This window comes from Psychrobacter sp. M4 (genome assembly GCF_055699795.1).
Map to the genome: position 1 here is coordinate 759,921 of NZ_CM146740.1, position 19,782 is coordinate 779,702.

Here is a 19,782-nt window from a genome sequence, read left to right on the forward strand (position 1 = left end):
AGCTAAGCGCTACTCATAGGAATGAAATATGACTATCAATAAAAGGAATTACTCTGTAGAGCCATCAGCGTCTGTAAACCAAGCGGGGTTTGGCTCAAACAAAGTGGTATCAACTCATCGTAATTTAAAAAGGTTTGAAAGTCAGAGTGAGTTTCAAAAAATTAGCTACCGTAAACGCTCTGATGACTATTCTCAAAAACCGGATAGCTTCGATAGACAACAAGAAAGAATTAATAAAAAGTATAATTATCAAAGCGTTTTTGCTAATAAAAACAATAATGCAGAGTCAAAGACCAACCAGCCAATACGCTTAAGCTTTCAATTGATGACTCGTGCTGAACCTGTCGCTATGGTAATTGAGACTATCAAGTCATTGCTGGCTATTAAAGCTTTTGACGATGAGATATTGATTGTTGATAATAACCATACCAAAACTGAGCTGTACGAGCCTCTAGCAAAATTTTGTAATGGTCTAGATGCCAAGCTTAATGTGCATTTTTATCATATCGATGCCGTAGCAGGTTTCAAATCTGGCGCTCTTAATTTAGCTTTAGGGCTTATGAATCCCAATGCCACTCATCTGGTGGTAGTAGACAGCGATTACCAAGCTTTGCCGCAGGCAAGAGATGCTATTGTCAGTGCTATTCGCCATCATCCTAAGCATACGCTATTGCAGTTTCCGCAGTTTTATCGTGATGCAGGGCGGGTGGATGTCCATAGCGAATTGAATCATTATTTTAATTATCATTTATATCGGCCGTTTAATCGTAGTCGCGCGCTATCTACTGGGACTTATGCTGTTATTCGCCGCGATGCCTTGATAAATTTGGGCGGCTGGTCGGGAGCCTCTATTACTGAAGATGCACAGATGGGCGTACTGATGCATCGCCAAGGGCTACGTAGTCAATTTATTCCTGAGGTCATTGCAACAGGACTACTACCGACGACGCTATCTGATTTAATGGCTCAGCGTCGGCGTTGGATCTATGGCAATATGCAAGTGCTTAACACTTACTTCTCTATGCGCTCGAAGCCCACTGAGTATCCTCATTTGTCTGATAAGCAAAGTTACGCGGTACAAAGTCAAAGTATCAAAGAGCGTCTAGCTTATATGCGTGCTCATCTCTCGCAGCTTAGTGCTTGGATCAATTTTACTGGTATCTTTATCCTACTTCACGTCGCCACTTTGCTCATTATTGGCGCTGTGCTGCTGGCAGGTCTTAATGTTAATCTAGCAACGCTGCTTACCCCACTTTATATAGTCTATATGAGTTATGGGTTGTTTTTGGCTCGGCGTTTATGGGCTTATTTGCATGATGATGCGCCGCTCAATCAGCAAGTTCAAAACGAGAGCAAGCCAAATCTAGGCCATCGTTTGCAGGCTTGGGCGCTGCATTTAAACTTTTGGGAGCTGGGTGCTTTGTCATGGTGGCCAGTATTATGGGGCCGTGATAAACCATTTATTTGTACGCCCAAACTAGATGATGTTCGTACGCGCCGCTCTGTGCGTATTGCCAACATATCGGCCCTGCCTAAACTACTATTAGGGTTAAGCGTATTGACAGCGATGTTAGTATCGCCATTGTCCCCTTTATATTCGCCGCTATTATTCGTATGCGCTATTATCGTTTGTTTATTAAAACTATGGGCAGCTAAAGTGATAATGACTAATTATAGCTATAAGGAGCCCAGTTTTAGTTCACAAAAGACTGTTCTACAGCAGACTAATTTACAAAAATCCAAGAGCTTAGCAGACGACAAAGTAGCAAATAATAATAAAATAGCCAGCTATAAATAACTGGCCTACGCTAATCTGTGCCATTAATTTCTAATTTTCTCAACCTTTAAACTTCATTCATTTATATCGGATTTATCATGCCCTCAAGCCCTGCTATTAATAGATCAAGCTTTATTGATTATGAAGACTTTGATGCGCCGCAAACTCCTGCACTACGTATCGCCATTATTGCCCACTCTTTGTATCCTATCGCTGAGCCGTATGCTGGCGGTCTTGAGATGATCACCCAGCTGATCTGTGATGAATTAGTGGCACGTGGGCACGATGTTTTGTTGTATGGCCATGCAGACAGTCAGACAAAGGCCACCTTAATACCGTTTATGACGCGCGCCGAATTCGATGCACTGGTCTATCCCAATGAGCATGATTCAGTAGGGATGAGCCGTGAAGAGTTATACCAGTATCTGGTTTATCAACAAGCCATGCACGATATTATTGCTCGAGACGCACGCGGCGAGATCGATATAGTACACAATCACAGCTTGCATCATATTCCAATGACTATGGGTCAAGCGTTTGGCAAACGCTGCTTTACTACTTTTCATACGCCCATATTTCCGCAGCTGCGCTTGGCACTACTGACGCTAAGACAAGGCACGCACACGCAGTTTACGGCGATAAGTGGTCATCAGCAGCAACTGTTTGCTGAATTCGTCCCCGCTTATGTGGTCTATAACGGTATTGATGTAGAGTCGTTTAGAGCCAATACTCAAACTGTTGCAGATGAAGTTTATTTTTGGTGCGGGCGTATTTGTATTGAAAAAGGTACCCATTTGGCAATGGAGTACTGTAAAGCGGCAGGTAAGCGCTTAGTGATTGCTGGGCCCAAAAGCAATGTTGAGTATTTTGATGAGTATGTAGCGCCGCTCTTAGCGCAAGAGGCTAAAGACAGTGAGAACCGTGACAGAGCGCCATTATTTGATTACGTAGGTCATTTAAATAAAAAAGAGATCAACGATTATTTATGTCAATCGACAGCGATGTTATTTACTAGTACCTGGGATGAGCCTTACGGTCTTACGCTGGCTGAGAGCTTGGCTTGCGGCACACCTGTGCTCGGTTTTGATGCCGGTGCTAGCGCAGAGATTATTACATCAACCACAGGTATTATCGTCCCTAAAATGGATAAAGCGGCTTTTGTGCAAGCTTTTTCTGGTATTAAAGACATCTCACGCAAAGCATGTCGCTTGCGCGCTGAGCAGTTTTGTTCGGTGGCGGCTATGGTTAATGGTTATATAAAATTGTATGAGCAGGCATTAGAAAATACAGACATAGATAAAGGTAACAAGGCTAAAGCTTTATCTGTTTAAACTACCGTTGTTCAAAAACGTTTATGCTAAATCACTGACCCAAAGTCATATATACCAATTATTTAACCACCCGTTTAGGACACTCTTTATGCGTATTGGTTACTACGCCCATCATCATGGATCAGGGCACTGCCGACAAGCAGATAAGTTGGCTGCATTATTGCCTGCTAATTTGCAGCAGCAGATGACTGTATTTACTAGCTTATCTGACGATGCTTATCAGTTTTCTACGATAAAGGATAAGCAAGTTGTCCGTTTAAATGCTGAAGATGAGCTGCCAGATGATGTGTTGGCTGGGCGGGCAGGACAGTATTGGCAACCAAGCCATCTGCATTACTCACCAGTAGGTAATAAAAACATTCAAATGCGCAGCTGGCAATTGCTTAATGAAATCCGTCAGCGCCAAATTGATTTGATGATTATCGATGTCAGTGTTGAGGTGGCGATGCTGTGCCGCGCAGCAAGTGTGCCTTATCTGTATGTCAGACTGGCAGGCGAGCGCGATGACTTGCCGCATCTAGGCGCTTTTGCGGGCGCGCTTGGGTTATTGGTGCCTTATCCAAGAGCGCTTGAGGCTTTGATGACACCGGACTGGGTACAGCAAAAATCGCTTTATCTTGGTTTTTTGCCCGATAAAATTAGTGAGCCTTTAACTTTTCTAGATTTTGTAGGGCAACTAAAGAGCTTAGGTGCTGATGATAAATACTGGCCTTCGATAGTAACTGTTATCAAAGGCTACGGCGGTCATCAAGCGATTGATGCAAAGCTGCCTAAACTACGTGAGCTATTACCTGATGCGCTGATTATATCGCTTGGACCTATCGATGATAATACGCGCCCGTTTGTCGATATTGCCGCGCACGTAGATGATGTTACACCCTTTATTGCACACAGTGATTTGCTGCTAATGGCAAGCGGTCTCAATGCTATTGCGCAGGTTTATCAAGAGCAAACGCCATTGGTGGTATTGCCGGACGCGCGACCACATCGTGAACAAGAAGTGATGGCAGAGGCGCTGATCGCAGAAGGGCGCGCGCTAGGCTGGCAGCAATTTATAGACCAGATGGCTGATGAAAGCCATGTAGATAAAAGCTATCAAGATAAGTTTTTATCAATGTCGTCAGATACGCAAGATCTGCCCAGTGACCAATCTAACCCAACTGCGCAAAAATTTATGGATAGCTTGGTTAATTATGGCTCTGTTAAGACATGGTTTAAAGATTGGTTATTGCCGCAGCTAAAGATAAACGTTGAGATTTAGCCAGTATTTAACATTATATGAGTTTTAATAACCAATATAAAAAAATGGAAAATAAGAATAATGACCGTGAATGAAGCAAACAATACTCTCAAAATCCTTTCTGTCAGCGTAATTACCACTTGCTACGGACGTAATCGCCATTTATATAATCTGCTGTCTAGTTTGGCAAACGGCAGTATGCAACCTGCCGAAGTTATTATCGTTAATGATGATGCTGAGCCCGAACGTTTAGCAGAATATGATTTAAATCTTATTAAGATTGCAACGACTGAGAATGGATTATCAGATAACGCTTCATTTGATATCGGTCGCAATCGCAATCTTGGGGCGGCCAAAGCCAGCTACGATGCGCTCATCTTTTTAGATGTTGATTGCATCATTGCGCCCACTTTCATTGAACAGCTAACTGCTAAACTGCAACGACATTCTGACGCGCTGCTAATGGGTCAGCCGCGTTATTTAACCCGTCCCTTAAAGGACGATGAAAGTATTAGGTTGCAGCAAGGGACACTACCGTCTGATCATTTAGATGAGCTATCGGTGTTTAATCCTTATCGCGATAATTTTGTAGAAATTGATCAGGTTAAAACTGATAACACTATCAAGCAAACTCAAGATTATGGCGCGTTTTGGAGCCTTTGCTTTGCTATCATGCGCGATCAGTTTGATCAGATTGGTGGCTTTGATACCAGTTATGTGGGTTATGGCGCAGAAGACACCGACTTTGCTTTTATGGCGCGTAAACTGAATATCGATTTTTATTTGACCAACGATGTCATTTATCATCAGCAGCACAGCGTCTACCGGCCGCCACTTAATCATTTAGATAGTATTGTTATTAATGCCAACCGATTTTTTGACAAATGGCAGCATTGGTCGATGGCTGGCTGGTTAGCAGAGTTTGCTGATATGGGTATAATTGACTGGCACGCCGAGCAATCAAAACCAATTAGTGTTAAACGTCAACCTAGTAACACTGAAATCGAAGACGCCTATTATCCTGATGCACCCTATGTCTAAACAACTACTGGGCTTTCAGTAGTACTAATACCGACGAATGACATTGACATTATGCGGCGGCGCGGCCAGCTCTTGACGCTCAAACGCCCAATTGTGGCCTTCCCAAAAATGCGCGGTCTTATCTTCATCGTTAAAGCCAAGCATTAGTATCTCTAGGAGCGCTGCATCCGGTTGGAGCTGCTGCATATGCAAGCGCGCTGTCAATAGTAAGCGATATAGCAAAAACCCTGAGGTTGGTGCGGAGGAATGAATATCAGCAAAATAAGGATAATCAGCGACGACACTGTGCTGCTCCAAGAGCACGCGGCAATGCGCGTCACTATGCAAAAGCTCGTTTAGCGCGTCTGGAATCTTCAGTATCCTATCGGCGGTTATCGGATCGTCTTCCGGTTTTGGATCATCGGCGGGCGTAGGGAACTGATAGCCTACATTACTAAAGAGCAGTCCCAACGGCGCGTGCTCTGCCATTTTAACGATAGCATTTAGATTATTGCTACGAGGCGGCATACCAAAATGCAATTTACTGTCACCGTTTTGCCGAAAAAAAAGCAGTTTTGGTAGGGATTGTAGCAGCGGATGACTAGCGAGAATATCAGCATGTATAAAGTCATTAAACAGTACTAACATGTCTGTCGGCTGCAGCATAGATTCTAGGCTGGCTATATCTATTGAAGGATTATTGGCTATTAAAACAACTCGTTTACTCTGCAACAACTGGTTTTGAATAATCAGGGGTAAGTTGCCAAAGGCCACTGCTGATGCAGTATAAGCATCTACAGTAGTGTCAAAACCAAAGTCAGCTACAGAGTGATAAACCTCTTGGTATAGTGAGTCTATCGAATAAGAGTTATTTAGCATATAGTCCTATATTAACTAATAAGAATAAAAGAATAACAACATAGAAAAACGGAGAAATATTATACCTTATATTCACTATAATAGCATTACCTAAAGGTATGATATCTATGGTAAAAGTAGAAATTACAAAGCAAGGTTATGTAGTACATTATTGCTACATTATTGCTACATTAAGCTACTTTTTTGTCGCAGATTAATTTTTAGGTATCCGTATCATGAGAATAATTCCACAATATTTATAAGGATAAGTTATGAGTAATGTATTTAAGCGTTTTCAGTTGACCACATTAGCTGGTTGTCTTGGTTTGGCACTGACTATAGGCGCTGTCAGCACCGCTGCTACAGCGGATACGGCTGATGAAATACGAGCAGCACAAATGGCTAAAATTAGCTTAAAGCAAGCGATTGATACTGCTAGCAAACAGGCTTCTGGTACTTTGATTAGTGCAGAATTTGATGATGCTGACGATGATGCTCAAGGCGGCGCTGTTTATGAGCTAGAATTTAGTGATGGTACGAGCGAATATGAGATTAAAGTCGATGCTATGACAGGTCAGATTGTAGATTCTGATACAGACAGTTTAGACAGTGGGGATAAAGATGATTATGACATTCAACGCCGCGCAAAAATAGGCGTTATGGCCGTTATTGATGCTGTTGAAAAACAAGGCGATAGCCGTGTTCTAGAAATTGAGTTTAAAAATGATCGGGACTATGATGACCATCCTACTTACTATGAAGTAGATATGCTCAGAGACAATCAAGTCATTGAGGTGAAAATAAACGCTGATACCGGCCGAGAATTTGAGCGCAAAGTTAAAAACTAAGTTAGACACAAAACTTATAGACTTTTAAGTACAGGTTTTAACGTACAAGTTTTTAAGTACCGAATTTTAACTATAATGATTCAAGCTTCCATAAATACCAAAGCCCCAATCGTTAACTGATTGGGGCTTTTTTTGATATAAAAGATAAGCTTCTACTAACGCCATTGTCCTTGATACATGGTACCTTTAATGGGGTTAAGTCCCATCTGATAGGCCAAATCGGCAGGACGTGCGATATCCCATAATGCTAAATCCGCATCAGCGCCGACTTCTATTTTGCCTTTTTTGTCTAAACCTAACGCTTTAGCTGCATGGTTAGTGGCACCTGCTAGTACTTCTTCGGGCGTTAAATAAAATAAAGTACAGCCCATATTCATCGCCAGTAGCAAGGAGGTTAGCGGAGAGGTGCCTGGATTACAATCGGTGGAGATAGCGATATTAACTTGGTGTTTACGTAGCGCTTCAATCGGTGGCAGTTTGGTATCGCGTAGCGTATAAAACGCGCCTGGCAATAACACCGCAACCGTGCCACTTGCCGCCATTTTCTTAATATCGTCCTCAGATAAATGCTCAAGATGATCGCTTGATAACCCTTGATAGTCAGCAACCAAAGCACTAGCACCTATATTGGAGAGCTGTTCAGAGTGCAGTTTGACAGGCAAATCAAGGTCGCGTGCAACCTCAAAGACGCGCTTGATTTGCTCACTACTAAAGGCGATGTTTTCACAAAAGCCATCGACAGCATCGATCAAGCCTTCATTATGCAAAGTAGGCAGCCATGCGCAAACTTGCTCGATATACTCATCCGAGCGGTCCTGCATGTGAGATTTATATTCTGGCGGTAGCGCATGCGCGGCCAGATAAGTGGTGCTGACATGGATGTCGTATTTGTCGCCAAGCTTGCGGGCAACTTGTAGCATTTTGCGCTCGGTCTCAAGATCAAGACCATAACCAGATTTAATCTCAATACTAGTAACGCCTTCCTTCATTAATGCCAGCAGCCGTTTTTCACTTTGCGCGAAAAGCTCTTTTTCATCAGCCTCGCGGGTTGATTTCACGGTGGAGACAATCCCGCCGCCTTGCTCCGCGATATCTTGATAGCTGGCACCATGCAGGCGTGCTTCAAACTCATTGCTACGGTTGCCCGCATAGACCAGATGGGTGTGACAGTCGATAAGTCCCGGCGTTAGCCAGTTGCCATGAGCATCTGTAACTTGCACGCTTTGATAATCAGCGAGGTACGCTGCTATTTGTTCTTGCTGGCCTATCCAAGCAATCTTGCCGTTTTTAATACCGATAGCGGCGTTTTCTAGCTGACCGTAAGGCGTACTGTCTTGATTATCTTTATGAATAGCAAAGCCGTATTGCTCTGAGAATGTTGCCAAATTAGCATTGATAATGACATGCTCAAATGACTTCATACTAGTATCGTCAAGTGTCTGTGTAGTAGAGTTCGTAATGTCAGTCATAATGTGCTCCTGCTTATTTTAGTTTAAAGCTAGTGCGTTTGTAGTTTTTCAGTCAAAAAATTGTGAATAGGGTGATTATGTTGCAAGTAAATACCGCTCAACGATGGTAGACAACAAACGCGCCGCGACTTTACAACTGCGGTTATCGACATCATAAGTGGGGTTAATCTCGGCGATATCTGCCATTTTTACCTTGTTTGACGCCATGATGAATTTAACCGCGCGCTCAACAAAGGCCAAATCAATACCATAAGCAGCCGGAGCACTAACGCCGGGTACCACGCTTGCGGGTAAACAGTCCATATCAATGGTTAAATAAATAATATCGACGCTACTCATAAAGGTTTCTATTTGCGCTGCAATTTTTTTCCATTTTTTATTGGCGCAGTCTTCATCGCTGATAATATGCACGCCCAAAGCTTTGGCGCGATCAAAGAGAGCGGCGGTGTTTGATAGGCGACTGACGCCAATGCAGCAATAGTGAAACGGCTGCTGATGCTCGGTTAAGTGCTCGGCTATTTGGCGAAACGGCGTACCAGAAGTCGCCAAATCTGCTTGACGAATATCGAGGTGGGCATCAAAATTGATGACCCCGATAGTAGGCATGCTGTCGTTAGTAGCGGTATTATTGTTATTGCCGCTAGGCTTGCTTGTAGAGTCGTCTTGAGAATGGTTTTCTGGCTCTTGTAGCGCTTGCCATAATCCTAAAAAACTCCCATACGCCATAGCATGACCACCGCCAAGACCGATAGCTAGATGACCTTGTTTGATAATACTCGTCACGACATCAGCATATTGCTGCTGCGCCTCCTCTAAAATCGCTTCGGCAAACGCATCATTATCCTCGCATTCAATATTACCAGCGTCGCCTAACAAGATTGGCAACTCGCCATTATAGCTATCTTGCAGCTCACCAATGACAGGCAGGCTGGCAAACGTGCTTTTTAGCATTGGCGGGGCGGCGCGTGCGCCAATCCGCCCTTGATTGCGGCGCACTCCTTGGTCACAAGCGAAACCTACCAGTCCGATACGCTGGCCACTTTGCGGCGCTTTTTGCTGGCTGCTATGCTGACTGCTACTATCAAAAGCGTAAGGCTGAGCGATTTGATACCAATAGCAAGCGCGCGCAGTTTCAAACGGCTCAACACGGCCATTCCATAACGTCATATCAGCTTGTACGTGATTAACGGTTGTCATGGTTAAACTCCTTATTTAGACGAATACCAGTCCTCACGCAAATCTTGCCAATGCGTCGTCAGCGTCCCGCTTAACACCAGCTGTTTGGCCGCTTCAATATCAGGGGCAAGGTAGCGGTCTTTATCATAAAAACTTACTTGCTCGCGCAGACGTTGATGCGCGGTTTGTAGTGGCGCTGAGGTATCGAGACCATGACGAAAATCGATGCCTTGCCCGGCCGCTAATAACTCAATACCGATAATAGTCGCGGTATTTTGTATCATCTCATGCAGACGACGGGCGCTATAAGTCGCCATCGATACATGGTCTTCTTGATTGGCAGAGGTTGGGATACTATCGACACTACCGGGATGGGCAATGGACTTGTTCTCTGAAGCCAGTGCTGCTGCGGTCACATGAGCAATCATAAAGCCTGAATTGACCCCAGCATTTTCTACCAAAAACGGCGGTAGTCCTGCTGACAAAGTCGCATCGATAAGCAGTGCCACGCGGCGCTCAGACATAGAACCAATCTCAGCAATCGCCAAGGCTAAAATGTCGGCGGCAAAGGCGACCGGTTCGGCGTGGAAATTACCGCCCGATATAGCGACAGGACCATCTTCATTGTTAAAGATAAGGGGATTATCGGTCACCGCATTGGCCTCGATGAGTAAGGTTTGACCTACTTGATTGATAATATCAAGGCAGGCACCCATCACCTGCGGCTGACAGCGCAGGCAGTAAGGGTCTTGTACTCTGTTGTCTTGCTCGCCATCATGCGAGGCCCGAATGGCGCTACCTTTAATCAAACTTCTGTGCGCTTGGGCGATCTGGATTTGGCCGTGATGACCACGAACCTCATGGATACGCGCATCAAATGGCGCATCGGAGCCTTTGGCAGCGTCAATGGACATGGAACCCACTATAGTGGCTGATTCTAATAAATCACGGGCGTGGAAATAACCACGCAAAGCAAGAGCCGTCGATACTTGGGTACCATTAATCAGCGCCAGACCTTCTTTGGCAGCAAGAGTAATGGGCTCAAGGCCATACTGTGCTAAAGCCTCAGCAGCGGGCACACTTTCGCCATCGACATAAACATGTCCTTCACCCATCATGGCCAGCGTCATATGCGCTAGCGGCGCTAAATCACCGGAGGCGCCAACCGAGCCTTTAACTGGAATATGCGGGGTAATCTGATTGTTAATTAAGCCAAGGAGGCTATCGACGACCACGCGGCGCACGCCAGAGACGCCTTGAGCAAGGCTTGCTACTTTCATCACCATAATCAGCCTTACGACATCATCGGTTAGCGCGTCCCCAGTGCCCACTGAGTGCGACACGATCAAGTTGCGTTGCAATAATTCAAGCTGATCATCGCTAATACGAGTCGTCGCAAGCAAGCCAAAACCGGTATTGATACCATAAGCACTTTTGTCGCGTGCAATGATAGTGCGGACATCTTCATGTGAAGCTTCTATCGCTTCGTAAGCACTGTTAGGCAGGGTTAATGACACGGGCTGATTATAGATATCACGCAGCATTGCAAAGCTAAGCTTACGCGGGTGTAGGGTAAGTTTTTTGATATCAGTCATGCAAGTAGTCCTAATTTTATGAGCCATATTAATGGTATTGTTTGTTATCTATAAATCGTTAAAGGCTATATTGTCTAAATTTTTTAACCAGCCCAATCTCTTTTAACTAATCCAGCCTAAATATATCGCTAAATGTCCAAAAGGCGCGGCAATTAAGATACTAAGCACCACGCGCTCAAACCAGATAATGACCATTTTCGGTACTGATAATGGAATCTCAGTTGCCAGTACACAAGGAATCATCGCTGAGAAGAACAAAATGCTACTGATCGATACCACACCTGCGACATAACGGGTTAACACTTCAGCTTCTGTGAGCAGCAGAGCAGGCAAAAACATCTCGGCCAGTCCCGCTGACATGCCTTTGGCCGCAGTTAAGGGTTCAGGCATACCCGTTATCCAAGTAAAGGGATATAAAAGTAATCCTAGCGCATCAAACACGGGCGTATACTTGGCTAGTAATAAACCAGTCAAGCCCACCGCAATAATAGAGGGCACAATCGCGGCCGCCATCACCAACCCATCGCGAAAGTTTGACCACATAATCTGCTTAAGATCGGTCGCGCGGCGTGAAGTCTCAAGCCCTAAATGATACGCTGCTGCCAAACGATTGCCTTGCTGTTTGTCCAAGTCAGGGCGGTTGGTGCTGTTATCAAAACCTTTGATGGGCGGAATGCGCGCGGTAATAGCGGTGACAACGAAGGTAATAACCAGCGTCGACCAGAAAAACAGGTTCCAAAATTCCATTATACCCAAAGTCTTGGCGACGATGACCATAAAGGCTGCCGACACGGTGGAGAACCCTGTGGCAATAACGACGGCCTCACGCACAGAATACTGCTTTTGCAAAAAAACGCGATTGGTAATAAGTAGCCCAATAGAGTAGCTACCTACAAAAGAGGCGACCGCATCAATGGCTGATGAGCCGGGCGTTTTCCAAATCGGTTTCATAATAGGCTGCATTAGTACTCCAAACATCTCAAGCAGGCCAAAGCCGAGCAAAAAAGCGAGGATTAACGCGCCAATAGGGACAATCATGCCCACTGGCAATGCCAGCTTTTCAAACAAAAACGGCATCATGTCCTTTTCCATGATGATAGCGGGCGCTATATCGGTGATATACATGATAGCGAGTATCAGCCCGATAACCTTAAAGGCGGTTAATATCATATTAGTGATATTTTTGCGCCATGAGCCATCAAAGATAGGCTTACCCACCCCATAAATCATGAGTAAAAACAATAAAAATACGGCAAGGGTATGCTGCTGGGTGACCAAATAAGTCGCCCCATGGTCAAATAAAATAGTGCTTTTCTCATTAATAGTAAAAGGCACAAAAAACATCACTAGACCAATGGCACTAAACACAATCAGCTGCACTAGGGCTATTGGTTTGGGCAATAGCTTTTCAGGGGGCGGCGTATTAGGCGCAGGGCTATCTAGCGGCGTTTTAGGAATAGAGCTACCGGGTGGCAAAATATTTCGTTCAGACATATTATCATCCTTGATAACGTGTTGAAGTGGGTCATTGATTTACTTAGATTAGCCTAATCTTCATTACTTAATCAATGACACACTTGTATAACGCTAATTTTCTATGATATCTAATTCATGGTATTGATTTATAGCTGGCGTAGGGTGGGCAATAGCGTAACCCACCGATAGTTAATTCACGACTATAGCTAACCCTTAATCATAGGCAAATTAAGACCATACTCTTTAGCGGTTTTGATCGCCAGCTCGTAGCCTGCATCTGCATGACGCATGACCCCTGAACCGCAGTCATTGACCAGTACCCGTGCCAAACGCTTGGCTGCCGCGTCTGTACCATCAGCAACGATGACCATGCCAGAATGCTGCGAGTAACCCATACCTACGCCGCCGCCATGATGCAAGGACACCCAAGTCGCGCCACCTGCGACATTGAGCATGCCGTTTAGCAGCGCCCAATCAGATACGGCGTCAGTGCCATCTTTCATGCTTTCGGTCTCGCGGTTGGGGCTGGCAACCGAACCGGTGTCTAAATGGTCACGGCCGATAACGATAGGGCCTTTGAGCTCGCCGTTTTTGACCATCTCGTTAAAGGCCAGACCCGCTTTATCGCGCTCGCCAAGACCAAGCCAGCAGATACGCGCAGGCAGACCTTGGAAGTGAATGCGCTCTTTTGCCATATCGAGCCAACGATGCACATGAGTGTTCTCAGGGAATAGCTCTTTGATCTTTTGATCGGTTTTGTAGATGTCCTCTGGATCGCCCGATAACGCGACCCAGCGAAACGGGCCTTTGCCTTGGCAGAACAGCGGACGAATATAGGCGGGCACAAAGCCTGGGAAATCAAAGGCATGCTCGACGCCTTCATCAAAAGCCACCTGACGGATATTATTGCCATAATCGGTAGCTGGTATGTCCATCTTTTGAAACTCAAGTATCGCCTCAACATGAATGGCACACGAGCGCGCCGCATCTTTGGTGAGTTTATCGTATTGACTTGGGTCTTCTTGCGCCGTCCGCCACTGCTCAACTGTCCAGCCAATAGGCAGATAACCATTTATCAAATCGTGCGCTGAGGTCTGATCGGTGACCAAATCAGGTTTTATCTCGCCATCTTTAGCGCGCTTGACCATCTCAGGCAGTATCTCAGCGGCGTTGCCCAGCAGCGCGATAGATACTGCTTCACCAGAATCGGTATGCTCCTTAATCAGCTCATAAGCGTGGTCAAGATCATCGGCTTGCTTATCGACATAACCGGTACGCAAACGAAAATCAATGCTCGACTGTTGGCATTCGATATTTAAGGAGCAGGCACCAGCAAAGGTTGCCGCTAGTGGCTGCGCGCCGCCCATACCGCCAAGACCCGCAGTCAATATCCAGCGCCCACTCCAGTCGCCATCATAATGCTGACGACCAGCTTCCACAAAAGTCTCATAAGTGCCCTGCACTATGCCTTGGGTGCCAATATATATCCAGCTGCCAGCAGTCATCTGGCCGTACATAAATAGATCTTTACGATCAAGCTCGTTAAAGTGTTCCCACGTCGCCCAGCGCGGCACTAGGTTAGAGTTGGCAATGAGTACGCGCGGTGCATTTTCATGAGTTTGAAACACACCTACAGGTTTACCTGATTGCACTAATAACGTCTCGTCGTCTTCTAACTCTTTTAAAGATTCTAATATTTGATCATAGCTCTCCCAGTTGCGAGCAGCACGCCCAATACCGCCATACACGACTAGGCTTTTTGGATTCTCAGCCACGTCAGGATGTAAGTTGTTTTGTAGCATGCGATAAGGCGCTTCGGTCAGCCAGCTTTTGCAGTGCAAAGTGCTACCAGTAGGGGCAGCAATATTACGGCTGTCATCACGGCGAGTCATTCCATTAGTCTTAGTCATAATCATTCCTTTTATAAAGGGGATCGTTAGATCATTTATTAACGTCTTTAAAGTTGTATATACAAATTATCAAATATTATTTTTTCATGCAAGAACTTTTTTACTGATTTGCAAGATTTTTAAAATTATTGGTTCAGACCAGCTCTACAGATGGCAGTTTCAATAAAAGCCATGATATTATAACCACGCTTTTGTAGTCGAAGACGATGGTTGATCATCAATTTAGCGTAATAAAAATAAAGAGAGATAATCAAAAATGGGCGTGTCAAAAACAACTCCGGCCTATCAACGTATCAAAAATGCCATTTTAGATAATATTCATAGCGGTAAATGGCAAGCGGGGCAGGCGATCTCTACAGAGATGGCTTTGGCAGAGGAGTTTGGCGTCTCAAGGATGACGGTCAATCGTGCGCTTAAGGAATTAAGTGAGGAGCGAGTACTTGAGCGCCGTCAAGGTTCAGGGACGTTTGTCGCACAGCAGCAGTTTAATCATACCTTTGTGGAGGTGCGTAATATAGCGCAGGATTTAAAATCAGCCAATCGTGACTATGAGGCGCGTGTGGTAAGTAAGCGCATCATTACAGCTAGTATGCTTGATGATAATCTACGGCGTAAATTCGGTATTGAGAAGATAGCAGAGGGTAATGCGCAGGCTACCTTTAATGAGAAGCAATCTATACTATATGAGGTTAAAATTATTCATATTGCCGATGGTCAGCCTATACAGTTCGAAGAGCGCTGGGTGGATGCTCAAAAGGTACCTAACTTTATTGAACAGGATTTTAGCATAGTCAATACCAGCGATTATCTGATCGCTAAAAGCCCCCTTGAGCGCGGTAGTTATACCATTCAAGCACTTGCCGCCCCCAAAGATATCGCTAACGCCCTACAAGTTGCTGAATCATCACCAACTCTGACGTTATGCCGACAAACGTACTCTGCCGGACGCGTATTAACTTTTGTAAAGATGTGGCATGCTGGCGATCGTTATCAGTTCTCCGGAGAGCTATAAATCCTACAACTGTCTACTTTTTTGGTGCAGCTATCATCATGTAAATACGATAATATAGCATCGATTAATACTGATAATAAGACTGAAGCTTTAAAGCTACACTTGAATAAAACAATAATTATGACCGTATAAGAATATGGTGTATTGAAAATATAAATAACATCCTTAAATTAGATAGCTAAACTCAAATATAACCTTGCCTATGTTATATTTACTACTGCGATTAGCGTTTGTATTCTTCTAAAGGTATTAAACGTTTTGCCTCACTCACTCAAATAAGGACGTCTTATGAAACGTCGTAATTTTTTAGCACTGGCCATGAGTACTCTTTTGCTGGCAGCTTGCGGTCAATCGACTACTACTGATACTGAAACTACGGCTACTGATAACGCGGCCACTGGTGGCTCTGATCTGCTACAGCGCATCAACAATGGCGGCACTATCAATGTTGGCACCGAAGGCACTTATCCACCGTTTACCTACCATGATCAAAGCGGCGCGCTTACCGGTTATGATGTTGAGGTGACCCGCGCGGTCGCTGACAAATTAGGCGTAGATGTCGAATTTAAAGAGACTCAGTGGGATGCGATGCTCGCAGGTCTTGATTCAGGGCGCTTTGATATGGTCGCCAATCAAGTCAGCTTAACCACCCCTGAGCGCAAAGCTAAGTACGATAAAGCAGATGCTTATAGTTGGTCAGGGGCGGCGCTACTGGCACCCACTGATGACAATCGTTATAGCTCATGGGAGGCGTTAAAGGGTCTGCGAACCGCACAGTCGCTATCTAGTAACTATGGCGAGCTGGCCGAGCGTTATGGTGCTGAGATCGTCCCTGTGGATGGTATGGCGCAAGCGGTGCAGCTGGTTAAGCAAGACCGTGCTGATTTCACCATGAATGACCATTTAGCGATACTTGATTATCTAAAGAACTTTCCTGATAGCAATCTTGAGGTGAAGCTTGTCGCCCCTGCTAGTGAGCTGCGTGGTTCAGGCTTGGTACTGATCAAAGGCGATGATGAGGTCGTAGCTAAGTTAAATGAAGCGATGGCGGAGCTACAAGCCGATGGTACGCTCACTCAGATTAGTCAAGAGTTCTTTGGCGAAGACATAAGTAAGCAAGAGTAATGCTAGAGTCTATAATATCAGTGTCATGGCTTGCTGACCTGCTAGCACTATTGCCCTTTATGAGTCCAGATCGGGCGCAGATTGTCATCAACTCTTTCTGGCCCATGCTCAAAGGCGGTATCTACTATTCGATACCGCTGGCGCTGATCTCCTTTAGTATTGGCATGATTATCGCGCTTACAGTGGCGCTGATTCGTATTGTGCCGCGCGCAGGCTGGCTGCATGAGATTATTTATCGGCTGGCGCGTATCTATGTGTCTGCTATTCGCGGTACGCCCATGCTGGTGCAGCTGTTTATTATCTTTTATGGCTTGCCAAGCGTTGGCGTCAAGCTTGATCCATTTCCCTCAGCCATTATTGCATTCTCTTTAAATATTGGTGCGTATGCGTCAGAGACGGTACGAGCGTCCATTTTATCCATTCCCAAAGGACAATGGGAGGCCGGTTCGACAGTCGGACTGACTTATCTGCAAACCTTTCGCCATGTCATCTTGCCGCAAGCTTTGCGAGTATCAGTTCCGCCACTATCCAATACCTTTATTAGCCTCGTCAAAGACACCTCTTTGGCATCACTAGTGCTGGTCACCGAGCTATTTAAACAGGCACAAATCATCACTGCGCGTAATTATGAATTTATGCTGGTATATACCGAAGCGGCGTTTATTTATTGGGGTATTTGTCTATTTTTAACCTTTATCCAAGGCAAACTTGAGACGCGCCTTGATCGCTATATCGCCAAATAGTTTATCTTTTATACCTAAGCTTTTTTAATTTATAAATGGAAGCCTTTATGATCCAAGTCACTAATATTCACAAAGCTTTCGGTAGCAATCAGGTGCTAAAAGGTATTGATTTGACTATCGATAAAGGTCAGGTAGTGGTGATATTAGGGCCATCAGGGTCAGGCAAGACCACGTTTCTGCGTTGTCTGAACGCGCTTGAGATTCCTGATCAAGGCGTCATCGCCTTTGATGATGGCAGCTTAAGCGTCGACTTTGCCACTAAACCCAAAAAGAAAACCTTGCTCGCATTACAGCGTAAATCAGGTATGGTATTTCAGTCGTATAATCTGTTCCCACATAAAACAGCGATTGAAAACTTAATGCTCGGCCCGACGGTGGTACAAGGGCAAAGTAAGGCGCAGGCACGTGAGCAAGCTTTAGCACTACTCCAAAAAGTAGGGCTATCAGACAAAGCTGATCTGTATCCGTTTCAGCTCTCAGGTGGTCAACAGCAGCGTATTGGCATTGCACGGGCGCTTGCGATTGAGCCGTCATTATTACTGTTTGATGAACCAACCTCGGCGCTTGATCCGGAATTGGTACAAGATGTGCTTGAGACTATGAAGCAGCTGGCAGGTGAGGGCTGGACGATGGTGGTCGTCACTCATGAGATCAACTTTGCCCGTGATGTTGCCGATCATATTGTCCTGATTGAAGACGGTCAGGTGGTTGAAGAGGGCAGCGCAGAGCAGATGTTTGAACTATCAAAACATCCGCGCACGCAGGCTTTTTTGCAGCGGATTAGTGAATAAAAGCTATTTACAATGCGCCCTAACAACCATAACGACAACTAAACTTTTCTTCTCCTTTGTAGCCAACGTGGCACCCGCGTTGTAGTGCCGTTTAATAAAGCGTTAAACAGTGCTGCTGTTAAGATTAGTACGGCGCCAAGGTATTGAATCAAAGCCAACGACTGATGCAAAAGCAATACCGCTAGAGCAATAGCAGTCAAGGGCTCAAAGATAGTAAATACTGATGCACGTGTGGCTGGCAATTTCTCTAGCGCTTTCATATACAGCGCAAAAGGTACCACGGTGCCAATGAGGGACAGTCCTAAAGCGTAACCCCAAGTCAGTAGCGGTAATCTCAATAACTTACCATAAGTATGATAAGTTTCAGGTAATAATAGCAGCACGCTGGCACTGATAACGATGGAGGTAAAAAATACCAATGGTGCTGGATGAGCGTAGTGCATAGCACGTTTGCCAAGGACGCCATATAGCGAATAACAAACCCCTGCTAATAATCCTAAAGCAATGCCCCAATTGAGCTTTGCCTCATCTCCCAACATGGTTAAACCGACGCCCAATACGGCCATCAATGCTAATAAAGCGGACTGACGAGTGAGAGATTCATCCAGTAAAACTACTGAGAATAGCAAACTAAAAACGGGCGCTGTATAGAGCAAGGCTACCGCGGGACCTGCACCCACATAGATCACCGCAAAAAAGTAGCATAGCGACATGCCAAGCACGCCAATTAATGATTGTATTGCCAGTCCAAACCACTGTTTTAAAGACAGCTTGGTAAGCTGCGACCACAACTTAGGGAGCATGACTAGAATAAGTAAAGCGGCGCTAACAACGCGTAAAATAGTAATTTGCCAGCCGCTAAAACCCATCTGGTTAAGGTAGGTGGAAAATATACCCAAAGTACCCCAACAGATCGCCGCTGTGATAATCTGCATGGTTCCTATCCATGATTGCCGCGCTGACATTAGGCTATTGGTGTGTGCCATATCGTTCTCTTTGTTTATTCGTATGTTGCTGTATTTTTAAATGATAAGCTGCTCAAACTTTATAGCCAAATACTTCATACCATACCAAAATAAGAAAAGACAACCCAATTGAGGGCTGTCTTTTTTATGTTATCTACTATCTGTCATTAAAGCGTTAATTGACTACCAATACAAGTCAGTTAAGCATAATGTCTGATTCTTTATCTCTAAAGACTATAGTAAGCCTCTCTAATTAATTCAAAGCTTACTAACACTCCTTTTCTTTGCTTACCAGTGTTAGTCCTAGTATTTCAAATCGAAACTTACGAACAGAATAAAAGTCGATATAAGCCTAGTTATTTATTGATAAAATCGCTATAGTATGACCGTCAAAGCTGACTTTAATCCAATCTTTTAATGGCTTATCACTGACTAAGGGAAGGAGC

At 44.8% G+C, this 19,782-nt stretch carries 16 protein-coding genes; 9 read left to right on the forward strand and 7 right to left on the reverse strand.

Annotated features, from left to right (window positions below; translation table 11 throughout):
* The first annotated feature begins 28 nt into the window (after positions 1–28).
* The 4 genes from ACR63N_RS03275 to ACR63N_RS03290 all read left to right on the forward strand — a co-directional run bounded on the left by ACR63N_RS03275 (position 29) and on the right by ACR63N_RS03290 (position 5,389).
* The gene (locus ACR63N_RS03275) at positions 29–1,798 is read left to right on the forward strand and encodes a glycosyltransferase family 2 protein (protein WP_367105278.1); all 1,770 of its coding nucleotides are present in this window, start codon (positions 29–31) and stop codon (positions 1,796–1,798) included.
* 77 nt (positions 1,799–1,875) lie between these two features.
* Positions 1,876–3,108 carry a glycosyltransferase gene (locus ACR63N_RS03280; RefSeq protein ID WP_367105279.1) on the forward strand — a complete coding sequence of 411 codons (1,233 nt, stop codon included), beginning with the start codon at positions 1,876–1,878 and terminating at the stop codon, positions 3,106–3,108.
* 88 nt (positions 3,109–3,196) lie between these two features.
* Complete coding sequence (locus tag ACR63N_RS03285) at positions 3,197–4,369, forward strand: hypothetical protein (RefSeq protein ID WP_367105280.1); 1,173 nt, start codon at positions 3,197–3,199, stop codon at positions 4,367–4,369.
* A 60-nt stretch (positions 4,370–4,429) separates the two neighbouring features.
* Positions 4,430–5,389, forward strand: a complete 960-nt coding sequence (locus ACR63N_RS03290) for a glycosyltransferase family 2 protein (RefSeq protein ID WP_472782446.1) — start codon at positions 4,430–4,432, stop codon at positions 5,387–5,389.
* Between the two features lie 24 nt (positions 5,390–5,413).
* On the opposite strand, the gene ACR63N_RS03295 is transcribed toward ACR63N_RS03290, so the two are convergent.
* A complete protein-coding gene (locus tag ACR63N_RS03295) occupies positions 5,414–6,247 on the reverse strand; it encodes a hypothetical protein (RefSeq protein WP_367105282.1) in 834 nt (277 codons plus the stop codon).
* Between the two features lie 251 nt (positions 6,248–6,498).
* Between ACR63N_RS03295 and ACR63N_RS03300 the strand changes: the two genes are divergently transcribed.
* A complete protein-coding gene (locus ACR63N_RS03300; protein ID WP_367109454.1) occupies positions 6,499–7,074 on the forward strand; it encodes a PepSY domain-containing protein in 576 nt (191 codons plus the stop codon).
* Between the two features lie 155 nt (positions 7,075–7,229).
* Here the strand turns inward: ACR63N_RS03300 and hutI are convergent, their stop codons facing one another.
* The 5 genes from hutI to hutU form a co-directional block, all read right to left on the reverse strand.
* Positions 7,230–8,543 carry an imidazolonepropionase gene (gene hutI / locus ACR63N_RS03305; protein ID WP_472782447.1) on the reverse strand — a complete coding sequence of 438 codons (1,314 nt, stop codon included), beginning with the start codon at positions 8,541–8,543 and terminating at the stop codon, positions 7,230–7,232.
* 75 nt (positions 8,544–8,618) lie between these two features.
* Positions 8,619–9,740, reverse strand: coding sequence for a formimidoylglutamase (locus ACR63N_RS03310; RefSeq protein WP_367106392.1), 1,122 nt, complete (start codon positions 9,738–9,740; stop codon positions 8,619–8,621).
* 11 nt (positions 9,741–9,751) lie between these two features.
* Positions 9,752–11,314: a histidine ammonia-lyase gene (gene hutH / locus ACR63N_RS03315; RefSeq protein ID WP_472782448.1), complete on the reverse strand. Its 1,563-nt coding sequence runs from the start codon at positions 11,312–11,314 to the stop codon at positions 9,752–9,754.
* A 102-nt stretch (positions 11,315–11,416) separates the two neighbouring features.
* Complete coding sequence (locus ACR63N_RS03320) at positions 11,417–12,808, reverse strand: YjiH family protein (RefSeq protein ID WP_472782449.1); 1,392 nt, start codon at positions 12,806–12,808, stop codon at positions 11,417–11,419.
* Positions 12,809–12,996: 188 nt separating this feature from the next.
* Entirely contained in the window at positions 12,997–14,700 is a 1,704-nt protein-coding gene (gene hutU, locus ACR63N_RS03325) for a urocanate hydratase (protein ID WP_472782450.1), read from the reverse strand.
* 256 nt (positions 14,701–14,956) lie between these two features.
* Between hutU and ACR63N_RS03330 the strand changes: the two genes are divergently transcribed.
* The 4 genes from ACR63N_RS03330 to ACR63N_RS03345 all read left to right on the forward strand — a co-directional run bounded on the left by ACR63N_RS03330 (position 14,957) and on the right by ACR63N_RS03345 (position 18,371).
* A complete protein-coding gene (locus tag ACR63N_RS03330) occupies positions 14,957–15,712 on the forward strand; it encodes a UTRA domain-containing protein (protein WP_367105289.1) in 756 nt (251 codons plus the stop codon).
* 288 nt (positions 15,713–16,000) lie between these two features.
* Complete coding sequence (locus ACR63N_RS03335) at positions 16,001–16,837, forward strand: amino acid ABC transporter substrate-binding protein (protein ID WP_367105290.1); 837 nt, start codon at positions 16,001–16,003, stop codon at positions 16,835–16,837.
* Positions 16,837–17,580, forward strand: a complete 744-nt coding sequence (locus ACR63N_RS03340; protein WP_367105291.1) for an amino acid ABC transporter permease — start codon at positions 16,837–16,839, stop codon at positions 17,578–17,580. Before ACR63N_RS03335 ends, ACR63N_RS03340 begins: the two co-directional genes overlap by 1 nt.
* A 47-nt stretch (positions 17,581–17,627) precedes the next feature.
* Positions 17,628–18,371, forward strand: a complete 744-nt coding sequence (locus ACR63N_RS03345) for an amino acid ABC transporter ATP-binding protein (RefSeq protein ID WP_367105292.1) — start codon at positions 17,628–17,630, stop codon at positions 18,369–18,371.
* A gap of 38 nt (positions 18,372–18,409) precedes the next feature.
* Here the strand turns inward: ACR63N_RS03345 and ACR63N_RS03350 are convergent, their stop codons facing one another.
* Positions 18,410–19,357 carry a DMT family transporter gene (locus ACR63N_RS03350; protein ID WP_367105293.1) on the reverse strand — a complete coding sequence of 316 codons (948 nt, stop codon included), beginning with the start codon at positions 19,355–19,357 and terminating at the stop codon, positions 18,410–18,412.
* Positions 19,358–19,782 lie beyond the last annotated feature (425 nt).